Genomic DNA, 17,978 nt, shown 5'->3' with positions numbered 1-17,978 from the left:
GAAGTGTAAAGAAACAGTAACGAGGCACAAGCGATTTGCCGATCAGATCCCACGTGCAATGATGTGCGCGCCAAGCGCAGCACAGTCGTACGACGAGCGCACCCACAACCGCATACTGGCCGCTTGAATCCGCGCGGGAGAGTTCCGGGGCCGTCCCCGGGCGCCGAAGGAGCAAGTTCCTCCCTTGAATCTCTCAGGCCCCGTACCGCGTGGATGAGGCAGATCTGAAAAGCGGGCCGCCGCGCGCGGCTCCACCCAAGGTGCAAGCCGAGGACCGTCCCAGGTCACGGTGAACCTCTCAGGTTCCGATGACAGATGGGGAGGACCGTCTTCGAGCCATGCCCTGGGAGCCATATCCATGAGCAATGCCCCCCGCCTCACCGCACTCGATGCCGTGCATCGTTCGCTGGGCGCGACCATGACCGACTTCGCGGGCTGGGACATGCCGCTGCGGTACGGCAGCGAGCGCGACGAGCACAACGCCGTGCGCACCAAGGCCGGCCTGTTCGACCTCTCCCACATGGGTGAGATCACCGTCACCGGCCCGCGGGCCGCCGCCCTCCTGGACCACGCGCTGGTCGGCAACATCGGCGGGGTGGCCGTGGGCCGCGCCCGCTACACCATGATCTGCCGGGAGGACGGCGGGATCCTGGACGACCTGATCGTCTACCGGCTGGGCGAGAGCGAGTACCTGGTCGTCGCCAACGCCTCCAACGCGCAGACCGTGCTGGACGCCCTCACCGAGCGGGCGGACGGCTTCGACGCCGAGGTGCGCGACGACCGCGACGCCTACGCGCTGCTGGCGGTCCAGGGCCCCGAGTCGCCCGGCATCCTGGCCTCGCTGACCGACGCGGACCTGGACGGGCTGAGGTACTACGCCGGGCTGCCGGGCACCGTGGCGGGCGTGCCCGCGCTGATCGCCCGTACCGGTTACACCGGTGAGGACGGCTTCGAGCTGTTCGTCGAGCCGCGGCACGCCGAGAAGCTGTGGCGGGCGCTCACCGAGGCCGGCGCGCCGGTGGGGCTGATCCCCTGCGGCCTGTCCTGCCGCGACACCCTGCGCCTGGAGGCCGGCATGCCGCTGTACGGGCACGAGCTGACCACCTCCCTCACCCCCTTCGACGCGGGCCTGGGCCGGGTGGTCAAGTTCGACAAGGAGGGTGACTTCGTGGGGCGCGAGGCCCTCCGGGACGCCGCCGGGCGCGCCGAGGCCGACCCGCCGCGCAAGCTGGTCGGCCTGGTCGCCCAGGGCCGCCGGGTGCCGCGCGCCGGGATGGCCGTGGTGGCGGGCGGCGCGGTGATCGGCGAGGTCACCTCGGGCGCGCCGTCGCCGACGCTGGGCAGGCCGATCGCCATGGCGTACGTGGACGCGGCGCACGCCGCGCCGGGCACCGAAGGTGTCGGCGTGGACATCCGCGGTACGCACGAGCCGTACGAGGTCGTGGCGCTGCCGTTCTACAAGCGCCGGAAGTGACACTTCGTCCACGGCGGTGACACCCGACGTGACGCCCCGCACAACTCCCCCGTTCCCCAGCACTGCCCCGCGTACAGGAGAATTCGAGTCATGAGCAACCCCCAGCAGCTGCGCTACAGCAAGGAGCACGAGTGGCTGTCGGACGCCGTGGACGGCGTTTCGACGGTCGGCATCACGGAGCACGCGGCGAACGCCCTCGGCGACGTCGTGTACGTCCAGCTCCCGGAGGTCGGTGACACGGTGACCGCGGGCGAGACCTGCGGTGAGCTGGAGTCGACCAAGTCCGTCAGCGACCTGTACTCCCCGGTGACCGGTGAGGTCGTCGAGGCCAACCAGGACGTCGTGGACGACCCCTCGCTGGTGAACACCGCCCCGTTCGAGGGCGGCTGGCTGTTCAAGGTGCGCGTCTCGGAGGAGCCGAAGGACCTGCTCTCCGCCGACGAGTACACCGACTTCGCCAGCTGACCAAGAGACCCTTAGGGACCGCCCGATGTCGCTTCTGAACACCCCTCTCCATGAGCTGGACCCGGACGTCGCCGCCGCCGTCGACGCCGAGCTCCACCGTCAGCAGTCCACCCTGGAAATGATCGCCTCGGAGAACTTCGCTCCGGTCGCGGTCATGGAGGCCCAGGGCTCCGTCCTGACCAACAAGTACGCCGAGGGCTACCCGGGCCGCCGTTACTACGGCGGCTGCGAGCACGTCGACGTGGTCGAGCAGATCGCCATCGACCGCATCAAGGCCCTGTTCGGCGCCGAGCACGCCAACGTCCAGCCGCACTCCGGTGCCCAGGCGAACGCGGCGGCGATGTTCGCCCTGCTCAAGCCGGGCGACACGATCATGGGTCTCAACCTCGCCCACGGCGGGCACCTGACCCACGGCATGAAGATCAACTTCTCCGGCAAGCTCTACAACGTGGTCGCCTACCACGTGGACGACGCCACCGGGCAGGTCGACATGGCCGAGGTCGAGCGCCTGGCCAAGGAGTCCAAGCCCAAGCTGATCGTGGCCGGCTGGTCCGCCTACCCGCGCCAGCTGGACTTCGCCGCCTTCCGCCGGATCGCGGACGAGGTCGGCGCGTACCTGATGGTCGACATGGCGCACTTCGCCGGTCTGGTCGCGGCCGGGCTGCACCCCAACCCGGTGCCGCACGCCCACGTGGTCACCACCACGACGCACAAGACGCTGGGCGGCCCGCGCGGTGGCGTGATCCTGTCCACCGCCGAGCTCGCCAAGAAGATCAACTCCGCGGTCTTCCCCGGTCAGCAGGGCGGCCCGCTGGAGCACGTGATCGCCGCCAAGGCGGTGTCCTTCAAGGTCGCCGCGACGGAGGAGTTCAAGGAGCGCCAGCAGCGCACCCTGGACGGTGCCCGCATCCTGGCCGAGCGCCTGATGCGTGCGGACGTCACCGAGCACGGCGTCTCGGTGCTGTCCGGGGGCACCGACGTCCACCTGGTCCTGGTCGACCTGCGCAACAGCGAGCTGGACGGCCAGCAGGCCGAGGACCGTCTCCACGAGGTCGGCATCACGGTCAACCGCAACGCCATCCCGAACGACCCCCGGCCCCCGATGGTCACCTCCGGCCTGCGCATCGGCACCCCGGCTCTGGCCACCCGCGGTTTCACCACGGAGGACTTCACCGAGGTCGCCGACGTCATCGCCGAGGCGCTGAAGCCGTCCTACGACGCCGCGGCCCTCCGGGCGCGGGTCACGGCGCTCGCCGCGAAGCACCCGCTTTACCCTGGTCTGTAGTCCTTACGGCGGGCGTACGCGTTAGGTACGCAACAGACTGATCTGCGGGGCACCGCGCACACTGGACAGTGAGTGCGGTGCCCCGCCTCATGCCCCACCGCGTTGCCCTGCACCACCCCGGCAGACAGCGACGTCTACCAAACCCAAGGAGTCTCCCCGTGGCCATCTCGGTCTTCGACCTGTTCTCGATCGGCATCGGCCCGTCCAGCTCCCACACGGTCGGCCCCATGCGGGCCGCCGGCCTGTTCGCGCGCCGCCTCAAGAACGAGGGCCTGCTCGCCCACACCACCTCGATACGCGCCGAGCTGTACGGCTCGCTGGGCGCCACCGGCCACGGCCACGGCACCCCCAAGGCCGTCCTGCTCGGCCTGGAGGGGAACTCCCCCCGCACGGTCGACGTCGAGACCGCCGACGACCAGGTCGAGCGCATCAAGGCCGACAAGCGCATCAACCTCCTGGGCGCGCACGAGATCGCCTTCGACTTCGACCAGGACCTGGTCCTGCACCGCCGCAAGGCGCTGCCCTACCACGCCAACGGCATGACGCTGTGGGCGTACGACGCCGACGGCGGGACCCTGCTGGAGAAGACGTACTACTCGGTGGGCGGCGGCTTCGTCGTGGACGAGGACGCGGTCGGCGAGGACCGGATCAAGCTCGACGACACCGTGCTGAGGTACCCCTTCCGCACCGGTGACGAGCTGCTGCGGCTGGCCCGGGACACCGGCCTGTCGATCTCGGCGCTGATGCTGGAGAACGAGAAGGCCTGGCGCACCGAGGAGGAGATCCGCGCGGGGCTCCTGGAGATCTGGCAGGTCATGCGGGCCTGCGTGGATCGCGGCATGTCCCGCGAGGGGATCCTGCCGGGCGGTCTGAAGGTCCGCCGCCGCGCGGCGAACACCGCCCGCAAGCTGCGCTCCGAGGGCGACGCGCAGGCGCTCTCCATGGAGTGGATCACCCTGTACGCGATGGCGGTGAACGAGGAGAACGCCGCGGGCGGCCGGGTCGTCACCGCGCCGACCAACGGCGCCGCGGGCATCATCCCGGCGGTCCTGCACTACTACATGAACTTCGTGCCCGGAGCGGACGAGGACGGCGTGGTCCGCTTCCTGCTGGCGGCCGGCGCCATCGGCATGCTCTTCAAGGAGAACGCCTCCATCTCCGGCGCCGAGGTCGGCTGCCAGGGCGAGGTCGGCTCGGCCTGCTCGATGGCGGCGGGCGCACTGGCCGAGGTGCTGGGCGGCAGCCCCGAGCAGGTGGAGAACGCCGCCGAGATCGGCATGGAGCACAACCTGGGCCTGACCTGCGACCCGGTCGGCGGCCTGGTCCAGATCCCGTGCATCGAGCGCAACGGCATGGCGGCCGTCAAGGCGGTCACGGCGGCGCGGATGGCCATGCGCGGCGACGGCAGCCACAAGGTCTCCCTCGACAAGGTGATCAAGACCATGAAGGAGACCGGCGCGGACATGTCGGTGAAGTACAAGGAGACCGCGCGGGGCGGCCTGGCGGTCAACATCATCGAGTGCTGACGGCGGCCCCCGCCGGCCGTTCCCCGCGTGCGGACCGGCCCGGCGCGCGGCAGGCCGGGCGGCGCCGCCCATGGATGTCCGGGCGGCGCCGCTCACGCCGGGCAGGGCACCGCTCAGGCCTTGCTCAGGTGGGCCCAGAACTCGTCGAAGGTGAGCAGGCCGTCGCCGTTGCCGTCCTGGGAGTTGATGACCGCCTGCGCGACGGTCTCGGTGACGTTGAAGTCGCCCAGCTGGGCCATGACGCTCTTGTACTCGGCGGCCGAGATCAGCCCGTCCCCGTTCACGTCGAACCGCTCGAATGCCTTGCGCGCCGACTCGATGTCCGCCACAGGTCCACCCCTTCTTGGTGCATAACTGACGGCGGTCAGATTATCGGCAGGGCCCGGGGGTGAGCCGTGGGGGCCATGGTCCACCATGGGGGCATGAGCGACGAGGTGGCGCGGATCCTGGCGGCGGCGGCGCGCGGCTGCTTCCCGCCGGCCGACGGGGCCGTCACGGTCGTCCCGCAGCCCAGCCCCAGGGACGCCGGGGTGCTGGCCTTCACCGCGCACTCCGTGGTCTTCACCGACGAGGACCCGGCCTGGGTCCTGGCACGGCTGGCGGCCACGGAGAGCGACGCGCTGGCCGCGGCCATGAACCCGGCCTTCCTGGCGGCACTGCTGGCCCGCACGGGACGGCACATGAACACCATCGACCTGCTGACGGTCGCCGGCGCCCTGCCGGGCCCGCCGGAGCTCGCGCTGCGCGAGCTCGCCGACCCGGACCACCCGAGGGTGGCGCGGGCCGTGAAGTTCCGTGACGACGTCCGGGTGTGGGCGGCGGACGAGGGCGGTGTGGTGGTCCTCGGCCGGGGCGTCGCGGGACGGTGGGAGGCGGCCATCGAGGTGGACGGGGCCGCGCGCGGCCGGGGCCTGGGCCGGCGCCTGGCGCTCGCCGCCCGCCATCTGACGCCCGGGCCCGTGGTCTGGGCCCAGCAGTCGCCCGGCAACGCCCGCAGCGTGCGCACCTTCCAGGCCGCGGGGTACCGCCCGGTGGGCTCGGAGGCACTGTTCGTCGCGGGCTGAGCGGCCGGTGGCCGGCGGGGCGGCGCCGGTCGACCGGCCGACCGGCGGGTCAGCGGGTCAGCGGGTCAGCGGAAGACGCCGGTGTGGCCCAGTGAGTAGCGGCCCGGCTGCGGGTAGACCGCCAGGCCGTGCGGGCCGCCGCCGACCGGGACGCGGGCCAGTTGCTTGCCGGTGGTGGTGTCGACGGCGTACACCTCGGAGTCGTAGCGGCCCGACAGCCACAGCACCTTGCCGTCGGCGGAGACCCCGCCCATGTCGGGCGAGCCGCCGTCCGGCAGGTGCCACTTCTTCGTCAGCCGCTTGCGGGTGAAGTCGAACACCGAGATGGAGCCCTCGCCCCGGTTGGACACGTACATCTCCCGGGAGTCCCGCGACACGTACAGGCCGTGGCAGCCCTTGCCGGTCGGCAGCAGACTCGGCGGGGCGAAGGTGTCCCCGTCGAGCACCCACATGCCGTGGGCCATCATGTCGGCGATGTAGAAGGTCTTGCCGTCGGGCGAGAGCTTGACGTCCTGCGGCATGGCCCCCTGGAAGGGGATCTTCTGCTGGGCGACCACCTTCATGCGCTCGGTGTCGACCTTGAGCAGTTCCCCGGAGAACTCGCAGGAGACGATGAAGTACCGCCCGTCGGCGGAGAAGTCCGCGTGGTTCACCCCGTAGCAGGAGACCGGCTCGGTGTGGACGCGCGCCATGGTGTGCGGGTCGCGGAAGACCAGCTCCCGGTCCATGGAGGCCATGACGACGGCGTACTTGCCGTTGGGTGTGAAGTACAGGTTGTACGGGTCGTGCACCTCGACCGGTTTGCCCGCCACGCCCGTCGCGGGGTCGATCGGGGTGAGGGTGTGGCCCCGGTTGTTGTTGACCCAGAGCGTCTTCAGGTCCCAGGACGGCACGACGTGCTGCGGCTGGACGCCGACCTTGATGGTCTCGATGACCTTGTAGGTGGCCGGGTCGATGACCGAGACGGTGTCGGAGGTGGTGTTGGGCACGTACACCCGGGAGGGGAAGCCCTTCACCACCGGGGAGAGCCGGCCCGGTCGGTCGGCCGCGTAGACGTCCTTCGGGTCGAGGACCGGCGGCATGCCGGGGAGCCCGGCCGGGGCGGCCTTCTTCGGCACGGCGGCGGCCCGGGTGCCCCGCGCCTCGGTCCGCTCGCCGGTGGCGCCGCAACCGGCGAGGGCCGCGAGGAGGGCGGCCAGCAGGAGGCACTTCGATCGCTTCGTCAGGGTCACGCGACCATGTATGGCGCGAAAAGGAAGGAGGTTAACGAATCGCCCACATCACCCTGAGGCGCGGCAGCCGATGATTCAACCGACGGATCCCATATTTATTCATCGTTTGACAGGCTCGTGGCCCATCTCACCTGCGATTGACTTCCATGATGACCCGTTTTGCAGATTTTTGACCCAGTAGGTGCTTTTGGTGACAAGGCCCCCCGTCTGCCATAGTCGGGGGACACGACCCCCCATTGACCCGGGCCCAGGTCGTTCCCAGCCGTCGTGGGCACACACCCCGTCCGCCCCGGCGCGCACCAGGGAAGCCCCCACGTCGCCGCACCCGGCACGAAGGGGGCTTTCGTGCGTCAGCGCTCCGTCACCCGCATCTCGAACCAGGTGGTCTTGCCGCGCGGCAGCAGGTCCACGCCCCAGCGGTCGGACAGCTTGTCGACGAGGAAGAGCCCGCGCCCGCTGATGTCCATCTCGCGCACCGGCATCAGACAGGGCAGGCCCCGGGAGGGATCACGGACCTCGATCCGGATCCAGCCGCGCCGCCGCAGCATGCGCAGCCCGAAGACGCGGGCGCCGGTGTGCCGGACGGCGTTGCCCACCAGTTCGGAGACGAGCAGGACGGCGTGCTCGGCGGTCTGCGGGGTGAGCCCCCACTGGCGCAGCACCACGCACTGGGTCAGCCGGCGGGCCGTGGCGGCGGACTCGGGGCGGGAGGGCAGCCGTACCTCCCCCTCCGTGGGGTCGCCGAACAGCTCCAGGGCTCTGAGCCCCTGTTCGTCGTCCGCGCCCGGCACCCACCGCGCGGCGGTGGCACTGCCACACTGCCGCGGTCGCTCCACACCTTCCAGCCCCGACATGCCCCCCATCATGGCCGGGGCGCGCGGGCGGCGCGGGGCGGTTCGGGGAATCGCCGGGCCGGGGCCGACCGCTCCACCAGCGCCTCCGCGCAATCGCCGCGGGCAGCGCCACGGCTCGCGCACCCGGCCCGACCTGCGCGGACGGGCCGCACCCCGGCGTTTGCCCGGCGGGTGCGGCCGCTGGGCGCAAGGCTGCCTTAAGGCAGCCCCAAGGCCGCGTTAAACCACCCGCACGGGTGGAACAACTTGCCGCGGCTCAGCGGAACTTGGCCTTGCCCGGCCCCTCCTCCACGAAGCTGCGCATCCCCCGCTCCCGGTCCTCGGTGGCGAACAGACCGGCGAACCAGTTGCGTTCGACCGCCAGGCCGGTGTCGATGTCCGTCTCCAGGCCGACGTCGACGGACTCCTTGGCGGCGCGCAGCGCCATCGCGGGCCCCTGGGCGAGCTTCGCGGCCCAGGCGTGCGCCTGCTCGTACACCTCGGCCGCCGGTACGACCCGGTCGACCAGGCCCATCACCAGTGCCTCGTCGGCCTTCACATGGCGGCCGGTGAAGATCAGGTCCTTGGCCTTGGAGGGGCCGACGAGACGCGCCAGGCGCTGGGTCCCGCCCGCGCCCGGGATCAGGCCCAGCAGGATCTCGGGCTGGCCCAGCCTGGCGTTGTCGCCGGCCACACGGAAGTCGGCGCACAGCGCCAGCTCGCAACCGCCACCCAGCGCGTACCCGGTGACGGCGGCGACGACCGGCTTGGGGATACGGGCGACGGCGGTGAACGAGTCCTGCAGGGCCTTGGAGCGCAGCACCATCGCCGCGTGGTCCATCGCCTGCATCTCCTTGATGTCCGCGCCGGCCGCGAACACCTTCTCGCCGCCGTACAGCACCACGGCCCGGACGTCGTCGCGCCGGGCCGCCTCCTCGGCGAGCTCACGCAGCCGGTCCTGGGTGGCGACGTCCAGGGCGTTCATGGGCGGCCGGTCCAGACGGAGGGTGCCGACGCCTTCGGAGACTTCGAGAGTGACTGTCATACGGGGCAGGTTAGCCGCCGTTAACGCGGCGGGGCCCATGCCGTTGGTCACAGCACGGGCCCCCGTCCGGCGCTTCCTACTTGATCCACTCCGACCAGGGCATGTTCCAGCCGTTCAGGCCGTTCTCCGGCTGGATGGTCTTGTCCTTGGAGTTCTTCACGACCACCACGTCACCGATGACCGAGTTGTCATAGAACCAGGCCGCGGGCGTACCGCCGTCGCCCGCGCCACGGGCGTCGCGCAGCCCCACGCAGCCGTGGCTGACGTTGGCCGAGCCGAAGGTGTCGCTGGACGCCCAGTAGTTGCCGTGGATGAAGGTGCCCGAGGTGGACAGGCGCATGGCGTGCGGCACGTCCTTGATGTCGTACTCGCCGCCGAAGCCGACGGTGGCGCCGTTCATCCGGGTCACCTTGTACTTCTCGCTGATGACCATCTGGCCGTTGTACGTCGTCGTGGACGGCGCGCCGGCGGTGATCGGGATGGTCTTGATCAGCTTGCCGTCGCGGACCACCTTCATGGTGTGCTCGCTCGCGTCCACGGTGGAGACCTGGCTGCGGCCGACGGTGAACCGCACCGTCTTGGACTGCTTGCCGTACACCCCGGGGCGGCCCTCGACACCGTCGAGGTTGAGCTTCACGGTCACCTTGGTGCCGGGCGCCCAGTACTTCTGCGGGCGGAAGTCGAGCCGGTCGTTGCCGAACCAGTGACCCTCGATCGGCACGGCCGGCTCGGCGGTCACCTTGACGGCCTTCTCCACGGCCTCCGGGTTGGTGATGCCACGGGTGAAGTTGATGGAGACCGGCATGCCGACGCCGACGGTGGAGCCGTCCTCGGGCGTGTAGTGGCCGAGGAAGGTGTTCTTCGGTACGAGGGTGGTGAAGGTGATGTCCTTCGCGGAGTCCCGCCCCTCGCCGTCCTTGGCGACCGCGTGCACCTTGTACTTCGTACCGGAGGCCAGGTGGCCGGCCGGCTCCCAGCGCGCGCCGCCCGCGGCCATCCGTCCCTCGACGGCGTTGCCCTTGGAGTCGGTGACGGTCACCGTGGTGAGCCTGCCCCGGTCGGCGGCTATCTTCAGCGCGCCGCTGGTGGCGACCGACGCGGCACCGTCCTTGGGGGTGATGGTCACCACGGCCTGCGAGGCCGCGTTCGCCACCTTCTCCCCGTCCTTGCCGCCGCCCTTGCCGGCCTCGGCGTCCCCGCCTCCGCACGCCGTCGCCAGCAGCAGCAGTGCCCCCGTCACCAGAGCCGGCAGGCCCTTGCGCACGCGCCTGCCGCCCACCCCGGCCGATGCCCCCGATATCGGCTGCCCGTTCACGATCGTTCTCTCCCCTCGCACGGCCTGGCACCGCCACGGCCCGCACCCCCGCGCGCTGCACTCGCACGCACCGCGTTAGATAATCACACCGCGAGCGGAGTCGAACGCCCACGAATGTCACCGTTCAGTCCCAACTTGTCCGGGACGGGGGGCCGGCCGTGCGAGGGGCGCGCTCAGCGCAGCGCGGAACCGGCCTTCCACTGCCGCCAGTCCATGTTCCAGCCGCCCAGGCCGTTGTCGGGAGCCACCTTCCGGTCGCGGGAGTTGACCACCTCCACCACGTCCCCGACCAGGGTCCGGTCGAAGAACCAGCCCGCCGGGGTGTCCGGGCTGCCGCCCTTCACATCGCGCAGGCCCACACAGCCATGACTGACGTTGGCGGAACCGAACGTGTCACGAGGCGCCCAGTAGTTCCCGTGCAGGAAGGTCCCCGAGGTGGTCAGGCGCATCGCGTGCGGTACGTCCTTGATGTCGTACTCCCCCTTGCCCTCCTTGTCCGTGAAGCCGACCGTGGCCCCGTTCATCCGGGTGACGTCGTACAGCTCGCTCACCACCATCTTCCCGTTGTAGGTGGTGGTTCTGGGCGCGCCGGCCGTGATGGGCAGCCTGGCCAGGAGCCCGCCGTCGCGCCGCACCTCCATGGTGTGCTCCTCGGCGTCCACCAGGGAGACCTGCGAGCGGCCCACGGTGAAGGCGACGCTCTTGTCCTGGATGCCGTACACCCCCGGTGCCGCCTGCACGTCACGCAGCCGCAGGTCGACCGTGACCTCGGTACCGGGTTTCCAGTACTCGCGCGGCCTGAAGTCCAGCCGCTCCTTTCCGAACCAGTGGCCCACCACCTCTACCGGCGGCCGGGCGGTGACGCGGATGGCGCGCTCCACGGCCGCGCGGTCGCGGATCGGCCGGCTGAAGTCGAAGGAGACGATCATGCCGGTGCCGACGGTGGAGCGGTTCTCGGGCTTGAAGTAGCCGATGAAGCGGTGCTCGGGGATCCGGGTGGTGAAGGTGGTGTGCCGGGCCGAGCGGCGGCCGTGCCCGTCCAGGGCCACCACGTCCACGGCGTACTTGGCGGCCAGCGCCAGCCGGGTGCCGGGTCCGGGCCTCCAGCGCCGCCCGTCCGCAGAGAGCACGCCGGGCACCTCGGCGGGCTGGGCGTCCTCGATCTTTCTCACCCTGACCCGCTCCAGCCGGCCGCTGTCCACGCTCACCTCCAGCCGGCCGTCCGGCGCGACGTCCTTCGCCCGGTCGTCCGGGGTCACCCGGATGGTCTCCCCGGACGACTTGCCGCTGATGCCTCCGATCCCCAGGTCCAGGCCGCCCTGGCCGGTGCAGCCCGCCAGCCCGGCCATCAGTCCCGCCCATGCCACGGCCGCGGCCACGCCGAGCCCTGCCCGTTTCAGTACGTGTGTCACGACCCGCCCAACGACTGCCCCCCTCCTGGGGAAACGTCGGCGCCGGGCATGTTGGGAGCAGGTCGGCGCGGGCAGAACAGGTGGGAGGACCATGTGCGGGCAGCCGCGGCCGGGACGCCGCGGCTGCCCGCACGGCACGGTCCGACCGGACGAGCCGCTGGAGGCCGGCAGGTGTCGAGCGCAGCCGAGCAGGAGTCGGCGCGGGACGCGCACAGCGCCCTGCGCGACGCGGTACGGCGGACGAACAAGCCGCGCCGGGACCCGGACACGCCCCGGCCGCCGGTGTGGCCGGGCGCGCCGACGCCGCTCGGCGCCCGCTTCCGGACCGGCCCCGACGGGGTGGCCGGGACGAACTTCGCGCTGTGGGCCGGGGGCGCCGAGGCGGTGCAGCTGTGCCTCTTCGACGAGCGCGGTGCCGAGACACGGGTGCCCCTGGCCGAGCTGACGCACCAGATCTGGCACGGCTTCGTCCCGGGCGTGCGGCCCGGGCAGCGCTACGGCTACCGGGTGCACGGCCGCTGGGACCCGTGGACCGGCGCCCGGTGGAACCCGGCCAAGCTGCTGCTCGACCCGTACGCCCGGGCGGTGGACGCCGGTGAGGGGAACGACTACGGCAGGCTGCCGGCCGAGGTGTACGGCCATGTGCGGGACTGGCCCGAGCAGCAGGTCGCCGACACCGTGCGGGACGACCGCGACTCCGCCCCGCACGTGCCCAAGGGGGTCGTGGTCCACGACGACGACGACTGGGCGGACGACCGGCGGCCCAAGACGCCGTGGGCGGACTCGGTCATCTACGAGCTGCATGTGCGCGGCTTCACCCGGCGCCACCCCGGCATCCCCGAGGAACTGCGCGGCACCTACGCGGGTCTGGCGCACCCGGCGGCGGTCGAGCACCTGGTGGGACTGGGTGTGACGGCGGTGGAACTGCTGCCGGTGCACCAGTTCGCGCACGAGGACCACCTGCTGCGCCGGGGCCTGCGGAACTACTGGGGCTACAACTCCATCGGCTACTTCGCGCCGCACGCCGCGTACAGCGCCTCCGGCACGGCCGGGCAGCAGGTCGGCGAGTTCAAGCGGATGGTCAGGGCCCTGCACACGGCGGGCATCGAGGTCATCCTCGACGTGGTCTACAACCACACGGCCGAGGCGGGCGAGCTGGGTCCGATGCTGTCGCTGCGCGGCATCGACAACCGGGGCTACTACCGGCTCCAGGCCGACGCCCGCCGGTACGCCGACTACACCGGCTGCGGCAACACCCTGCACGTGGTGCAGCCGCACGTGCTGCGCCTGATCACGGACTCGCTGCGCTACTGGGTCACCGAGATGGGCGTCGACGGCTTCCGCTTCGACCTGGCGGCGGCGCTGGCCCGCTCCATGCACGACGTCGACATGCTCTCCCCCTTCCTGGCCGTGATCGCCCAGGACCCGGTGCTGCGGCGGGTGAAGCTGATCGCCGAGCCGTGGGACGTGGGCAGCGGCGGCTACCAGGTGGGCGCCTTCCCCCCGCTGTGGGCCGAGTGGAACGACCGCTACCGGGACGCGGTGCGGGACTTCTGGCGCGGCGCCCTGCCCGACGTACGGGACCTGGGGTACCGGCTGTCGGGCTCCAGCGACCTGTACGCGTGGGGCGGGCGGCGCCCGTACGCGTCGATCAACTTCATCACCTCGCACGACGGCTTCACCCTGCGGGACCTGGTGAGCTACGAGCGCAAGCACAACGAGGCCAACGGCGAGGGCAACCGGGACGGCACCGACGACAACCGCTCCTGGAACTGCGGAGCCGAGGGCGAGACCGGCGATCCGGACGTCGGCGCGCTGCGCCGGCGGCAGATCCGCAACCTGCTCAGCACCCTGCTGCTGTCGACGGGCGTGCCCATGCTGGTCGCGGGCGACGAGATGGGCCGGACGCAGCGCGGCAACAACAACGCGTACTGCCAGGACAACGAGACCGGCTGGGTCGACTGGTCGATGTCCGAGGGCCCGGGGGGCAGGGGCCTGCTGGAGCTGACCTCCCGGCTGCTGGCGCTGCGCCACGCCCACCCGGTGCTCAGGCGCCGGGCGTTCTTCTCCGGACGCCCGCAGGGCGCGGACGGGCTGCGGGACCTGGCCTGGTTCACGGCCGGGGGCGCGGAGATGACGGAGGCGGACTGGTACGCGCCGACGGCGACGATCGGCCTGTACCTGTCGGGGCGGGACATTCCCGGGCGCGACGCACGGGGCGAGAGGATCACCGACGACAGCTTCCTGGCCGTCCTGCACGCCGCCGACGGGCCGCTGGACTTCCGGCTGCCGGGCCCGCCGTGGGCGCGGGCGTACGAACTGGTCGTGGACACCTCCCGGGAGGAGCAGTCGGCGGCGCCGGGGACGGTGCTGCGGGGCGGCGAGGAGGTGACCGTACCGGCCAGGTCGGTGCTGCTGATGAGGGTGCGGGAGTGACGGCGTCCGGCCGGGCGCCGGTGGGAAAACCCTGAGGGATGTCAGTGGCGAATCGTAGGCTCGCTCCTGATGCCAGAAGAAGATGCGTCCGCCGAGGACCGTTCCGTCGTCCGTTCGCTGCTGAGGCTGTGGCCCTATGTGCGTCCGGTGCGCACCCGCCTGTTCGTCGCCGCTTTCGTCGCCGTCGTCGCGTCCTGCCTGAGCCTGGTCATCCCGCTGGTGCTGAAGTGGATCGTGGACGGGCCGGTCAGCGCCCGCGATCCGGGCGGGGTGTGGCGCGGGGCGCTGTTCCTGCTGCTGCTCGGGATCGCCGAGGCACTGCTGTTCGGGCTGCGGCGGTGGCTGGTGGCCCGGCCGCTGGCGGGTGTGGAGGCGGCGATGCGGGGGGACCTCTTCCGCCACCTCCAGCGGCTGCCGGTGTCCTTCCACGACCGCTGGGAGTCCGGGCAGTTGCTGTCGCGGGCGACGACCGACCTGTCGCTGCTGCGGATGTTCCTGGCCTTCCCGCTGACGTTCCTGTTCGTCAACGGGGTGACGGTGCTGGTCGGCTGCGCGGTGCTGCTGGCGCAGGACTGGGCGCTGGGGCTGGTGCTGCTGGTGCCGGTCGTGCCGCTGATCGTGGTCTGCTCCCTCTTCGAGACCCGGTACTCCGTGGTGGCCCGGCGGGCCCAGGACCAGGTGGGCGACCTGACGACGCTGGTGGAGGAGAGCGTCCTGGGCATCAGGGTCATCAAGGGCTTCGGGCGGTACCGCAGCCAGGCGGCGGCCTTCGGCTCACTGGCCCGGCGGGTGCGCCGTACGGAACTGGGCAAGGCCCGGCTGCTGGCCGGGATCTGGTCGGTCATCACCGTCGTGCCGGAGCTGGCCATCGGCTGCGCCCTGGTGCTGGGCACGCTGCGGGTGGCGGACGGTGAGCTGTCGGCGGGCACGCTGGTGGCGTTCCTGTCGACGGCGCTGGCGCTGCGGTGGCCGGTGGAGTCGCTGGGGTTCCTGCTGGCGATGAGCCAGGAGGCGGCCACCGCCACGGAGCGGTTCTTCGAGGTGATGGACGAGAAGGAGGAGGACGAGGGGGGCCCGGCGGCCGGCGCGGCGGGCGGACCCGGTGCGGTGACCGGTGCGGTGACCGGAGCGGGGGAATCCGGGGAGGCCCCCGAGGGGGACGGGCTGCGGTTCGAGGCGGTCTCCTTCCGCTACCCGGACGCCCCGCCCGGCGCGCCGGCGGTGCTCGACCGGATCGACCTGCGCGTCCGGCCCGGCGAGACCATGGCGCTGGTGGGCGCGACCGGGTCGGGCAAGACCACGCTCACCGCGCTGGTGCCCCGGCTGTACGAGGTGAGCGGCGGGCGGATCCTCCTCGACGGCCGGGACATCGCCACCCTGCCCCGGGAGCGGCTGCGCGAACTGGTGTCGGTGGCCTTCGAGGAGCCCACGCTCTTCTCGGCGAGCGTCGGCGAGAACGTCCTGATGGGCGCGGCCGGAGCGGATGAGGCCGAGTTGGGGCGCGCCCTCGGGGTCGCCCAGGCGGCCGGGTTCGTGCGGCGCCTGCCGCAGGGCGCCGCGACCCAGGTGGGCGAGCAGGGCCTGAGCCTGTCCGGCGGCCAGCGCCAGCGGCTGGCGCTGGCCCGGGCGGTGGTGGGGCGCCCGCGCTTCCTGGTGCTGGACGACCCGCTGTCGGCCCTCGACGTGCACACGGAGGCCCTGGTGGAGGCCGCGCTGCGGGAGGTGCTGCGGGGCACGACCGCGCTGGTGGTGGCGCACCGCCCCTCCACGGTGCTGCTCGCCGACCGGGTGGCGCTGCTGTCGCGCGGCCGGATCGCGGCGGTGGGTACGCACCAGGAGCTGCTGCGGCGGAGCCCGGAGTACGCCTGGCTGATGTCGGGCGCCACCGCGCGGGAGCGGGGCGGCCCGGGCGGATCGCACGGTACGGACGGTCCGGGATCCCCGAGGGAGGGCGGCGAGCGATGACGAGCACCACGACGGGCCCCGCCAAGGGCCCGGGGGACGGGCCCCGGGGCCGGCGGGACGACAGCGGACGGGACGTGCCGGCCGGGACGGCGGGCGGCCCGGCGGCGGACGGTGACGGTGACCCCTTCGACCGGGACGCCCTCCCCACGCCGGAGGGGGCGACCGGGGCCCTGCTGCGCTCACTGCTCGCGCCGCTGCGGCGGCGGGTCGCGCTGGCCGCGCTGTGGCTGCTGCTCCAGCAGGCCGCCGTACAGGCCGGCCCGCTGCTCGTCGCGTACGCCATCGACCGCGCGGTGCCCGCCCTGCGGCGCGGTGACCACGGGCCGCTGGTCGCGGTGGCCGCCGGGTACGCGCTGTGCGCGGCGGGCGCGGCCCTGTTCCAGTACACCTTCGTCCGTGCCTCCGCCCGGGTCAGCCAGGACGTCCTGCTCGACCTGCGCGGGCGGATCTTCCGGCACGCGCAGGCGCTGAGCGTGGACTTCCACGAGCGCTACACCTCGGGGCGGCTGATCTCCCGGTCGACCACCGATGTGGAGTCGCTGCGCGAACTGCTCAGTCAGGGGCTCCAGGAGCTGGTGGGGGTGGTGCTCTCCTTCGTCTCCATCTCCGCGCTGCTGCTCTGGCTGGACCTGGGCGTCGGCGCGGTGGCGGTGGCCTCGTTCGTACCGCTGTACCTGCTGGTACGGGTCTACCGGCGCCGCGCGGCGGTCGCCTTCGGGGCGCGGTCGACCGCGATCGCCGCTGTCGTCGTCACGTTCGCGGAGACGATGAACGGGATCCGGCCGGTGCGGGCCTTCCGGCGGGAACGGGCCAACGACGAGCGGTTCGGCGCGCTGAACCACCGGCACGAGCGCCGCAACGGGGACGCGATCCTGGAGATGGCCCGCTATGTCGTGGGCTCCCGGCTGGTGGCGAACACGGCGGTCGCCGGCATGGTCCTGTGGGGTGCCCACCGGGTGGCGCAGGGGACGCTGGCGCTGGGCGTGCTGGCCGCCGCCGTGCTGTACGTACGGCGGTTGTACGACCCGATCGACCGGCTGGGGATGTTCCTCAACTCGTACCAGTCGGCCGCCGCCTCCCTGGAGAAGATCGCGGGGCTGCTCGCCCGCACCCCGGCCGTCCCCGAGCCCGCCGCGCCCCGCGCCCTGCCGGCCCGCACCGGCAGCCCGGGTCGGCAGGTGGTGTTCGACGACGTCCGGTTCGCGTATCGCACGGGCGGTGAGGTACTGCCGCGCTTCGGCCTGACGATCCCGGCCGGCCAGACCGTCGCGGTCGTCGGGGCCACCGGCGCGGGCAAGTCGACGCTCGCCAAGCTGCTGGCCCGGTTCTACGACCCCACCGAGGGCCGGGTCCTGCTCGACGGTGTCGACCTGCGCGACCTGGCCACGCCCGAACTGCGGCGCGGGGTGGTGATGGTGACCCAGGAGGCGTTCCTGTTCTCCGGCACGGTGGCGGACAACATCGCGCTGGGGCGCCCGGACGCCACGCGCGCGCAGATCGAACGGGCCGCCAAGGAGATCGGCGCGCACGACTTCATCACCGGCCTCCCGGACGGCTATGACACCGACGTGCGCAAACGCGGCAGCCGCGTCTCGGCCGGCCAGCGCCAGTTGGTCGGATTCGCCCGGGCCCTGCTGGCCGACCCCGCGGTACTGATCCTGGACGAGGCGACCAGTTCCCTGGACATTCCGGGGGAGCGGGCGGTGCAGCGCGCCATGGGCACGGTGCTCCGCGGGCGTACGGCGGTGGTGATCGCCCACCGCCTGTCCACCGTGGAGATCGCCGACCGCGTCCTGGTGATGGACGCCGGGCGGATCGTGGAGGACGGCCCGCCCGCCGAGCTCATCGCCGGTGACGGCCACTTCGCCGGCCTGCACCGGGCCTGGCGCGACAGTGTGGTCGGTGGGCCCGCGGACCCGTGACCGG

At 72.2% G+C, this 17,978-nt stretch carries 14 protein-coding genes and 1 riboswitch; of the genes, 8 read left to right on the top strand and 6 right to left on the bottom strand.

Going from position 1 to position 17,978, the window contains the following annotated elements; all coding sequences use genetic code 11:
• Window positions 1–124: 124 nt before the first annotated feature.
• A riboswitch (glycine riboswitch) is annotated at window positions 125–218 on the top strand.
• A gap of 140 nt (window positions 219–358) precedes the next feature.
• From gcvT to AB0H53_RS07785, 4 genes are all read left to right on the top strand, one after another.
• Complete coding sequence (gene gcvT, locus AB0H53_RS07800; RefSeq protein ID WP_362108650.1) at window positions 359–1,474, top strand: glycine cleavage system aminomethyltransferase GcvT; 1,116 nt, start codon at window positions 359–361, stop codon at window positions 1,472–1,474.
• Between the two features lie 90 nt (window positions 1,475–1,564).
• A complete protein-coding gene (gene gcvH, locus AB0H53_RS07795) occupies window positions 1,565–1,939 on the top strand; it encodes a glycine cleavage system protein GcvH (protein ID WP_362108648.1) in 375 nt (124 codons plus the stop codon).
• A gap of 25 nt (window positions 1,940–1,964) precedes the next feature.
• Window positions 1,965–3,224, top strand: coding sequence for a serine hydroxymethyltransferase (gene glyA, locus AB0H53_RS07790; protein ID WP_362108646.1), 1,260 nt, complete (start codon window positions 1,965–1,967; stop codon window positions 3,222–3,224).
• Between the two features lie 158 nt (window positions 3,225–3,382).
• Complete coding sequence (locus AB0H53_RS07785) at window positions 3,383–4,750, top strand: L-serine ammonia-lyase (protein WP_362108644.1); 1,368 nt, start codon at window positions 3,383–3,385, stop codon at window positions 4,748–4,750.
• A 113-nt stretch (window positions 4,751–4,863) separates the two neighbouring features.
• Here the strand turns inward: AB0H53_RS07785 and AB0H53_RS07780 are convergent, their stop codons facing one another.
• Window positions 4,864–5,079 (bottom strand): EF-hand domain-containing protein, encoded by a 216-nt coding sequence (locus tag AB0H53_RS07780; RefSeq protein WP_031073624.1) that lies wholly within the window; start codon window positions 5,077–5,079, stop codon window positions 4,864–4,866.
• Between the two features lie 93 nt (window positions 5,080–5,172).
• Between AB0H53_RS07780 and AB0H53_RS07775 the strand changes: the two genes are divergently transcribed.
• The gene (locus tag AB0H53_RS07775; protein WP_362108642.1) at window positions 5,173–5,814 is read left to right on the top strand and encodes a GNAT family N-acetyltransferase; all 642 of its coding nucleotides are present in this window, start codon (window positions 5,173–5,175) and stop codon (window positions 5,812–5,814) included.
• 65 nt (window positions 5,815–5,879) lie between these two features.
• Here AB0H53_RS07775 and AB0H53_RS07770 read toward each other — a convergent pair whose 3' ends face one another.
• The 5 genes from AB0H53_RS07770 to AB0H53_RS07750 form a co-directional block, all read right to left on the bottom strand.
• Window positions 5,880–7,046, bottom strand: a complete 1,167-nt coding sequence (locus tag AB0H53_RS07770; protein WP_362108640.1) for a YncE family protein — start codon at window positions 7,044–7,046, stop codon at window positions 5,880–5,882.
• 350 nt (window positions 7,047–7,396) lie between these two features.
• Entirely contained in the window at window positions 7,397–7,912 is a 516-nt protein-coding gene (locus AB0H53_RS07765; RefSeq protein WP_362108638.1) for an ATP-binding protein, read from the bottom strand.
• Between the two features lie 244 nt (window positions 7,913–8,156).
• Window positions 8,157–8,924 (bottom strand): enoyl-CoA hydratase-related protein, encoded by a 768-nt coding sequence (locus tag AB0H53_RS07760; RefSeq protein ID WP_362108636.1) that lies wholly within the window; start codon window positions 8,922–8,924, stop codon window positions 8,157–8,159.
• A 76-nt stretch (window positions 8,925–9,000) separates the two neighbouring features.
• Window positions 9,001–10,239: an Ig-like domain-containing protein gene (locus AB0H53_RS07755; protein ID WP_362108634.1), complete on the bottom strand. Its 1,239-nt coding sequence runs from the start codon at window positions 10,237–10,239 to the stop codon at window positions 9,001–9,003.
• 173 nt (window positions 10,240–10,412) lie between these two features.
• On the bottom strand, window positions 10,413–11,651 hold the full coding sequence (locus AB0H53_RS07750) for an Ig-like domain-containing protein (RefSeq protein WP_362108632.1): 1,239 nt from the start codon (window positions 11,649–11,651) through the stop codon (window positions 10,413–10,415).
• Between the two features lie 219 nt (window positions 11,652–11,870).
• On the opposite strand from AB0H53_RS07750, the gene glgX reads away from it, so the two are divergent.
• From glgX to AB0H53_RS07735, 3 genes are all read left to right on the top strand, one after another.
• Window positions 11,871–14,087, top strand: a complete 2,217-nt coding sequence (glgX, locus tag AB0H53_RS07745) for a glycogen debranching protein GlgX (protein WP_362109044.1) — start codon at window positions 11,871–11,873, stop codon at window positions 14,085–14,087.
• A gap of 69 nt (window positions 14,088–14,156) precedes the next feature.
• Window positions 14,157–16,052: an ABC transporter ATP-binding protein gene (locus AB0H53_RS07740; protein ID WP_362108630.1), complete on the top strand. Its 1,896-nt coding sequence runs from the start codon at window positions 14,157–14,159 to the stop codon at window positions 16,050–16,052.
• Window positions 16,049–17,974 carry an ABC transporter ATP-binding protein gene (locus tag AB0H53_RS07735; RefSeq protein WP_362108628.1) on the top strand — a complete coding sequence of 642 codons (1,926 nt, stop codon included), beginning with the start codon at window positions 16,049–16,051 and terminating at the stop codon, window positions 17,972–17,974. The genes AB0H53_RS07740 and AB0H53_RS07735 overlap by 4 nt, the downstream gene beginning before the upstream one ends.
• Window positions 17,975–17,978: the final 4 nt, after the last annotated feature.

This window comes from Streptomyces sp. NPDC050856 (genome assembly GCF_040653855.1).
In the GTDB taxonomy this organism is placed as follows: Bacteria; Actinomycetota; Actinomycetes; order Streptomycetales; family Streptomycetaceae; genus Streptomyces.
This window is presented reverse-complemented; position numbering and strand designations above follow the sequence as displayed.

Coding starts and splice junctions, on each gene's coding strand:
- gcvT (WP_362108650.1), top strand. CDS start 359: ATGAGCAATGCCCCCCGCCTCACCGCACTCGATGCCGTGCATCGTTCG.
- gcvH (WP_362108648.1), top strand. CDS start 1,565: ATGAGCAACCCCCAGCAGCTGCGCTACAGCAAGGAGCACGAGTGGCTG.
- glyA (WP_362108646.1), top strand. CDS start 1,965: ATGTCGCTTCTGAACACCCCTCTCCATGAGCTGGACCCGGACGTCGCC.
- AB0H53_RS07775 (WP_362108642.1), top strand. CDS start 5,173: ATGAGCGACGAGGTGGCGCGGATCCTGGCGGCGGCGGCGCGCGGCTGC.
- AB0H53_RS07765 (WP_362108638.1), bottom strand. CDS start 7,912: ATGATGGGGGGCATGTCGGGGCTGGAAGGTGTGGAGCGACCGCGGCAG.
- AB0H53_RS07760 (WP_362108636.1), bottom strand. CDS start 8,924: ATGACAGTCACTCTCGAAGTCTCCGAAGGCGTCGGCACCCTCCGTCTG.
- AB0H53_RS07740 (WP_362108630.1), top strand. CDS start 14,157: ATGCCAGAAGAAGATGCGTCCGCCGAGGACCGTTCCGTCGTCCGTTCG.
- AB0H53_RS07735 (WP_362108628.1), top strand. CDS start 16,049: ATGACGAGCACCACGACGGGCCCCGCCAAGGGCCCGGGGGACGGGCCC.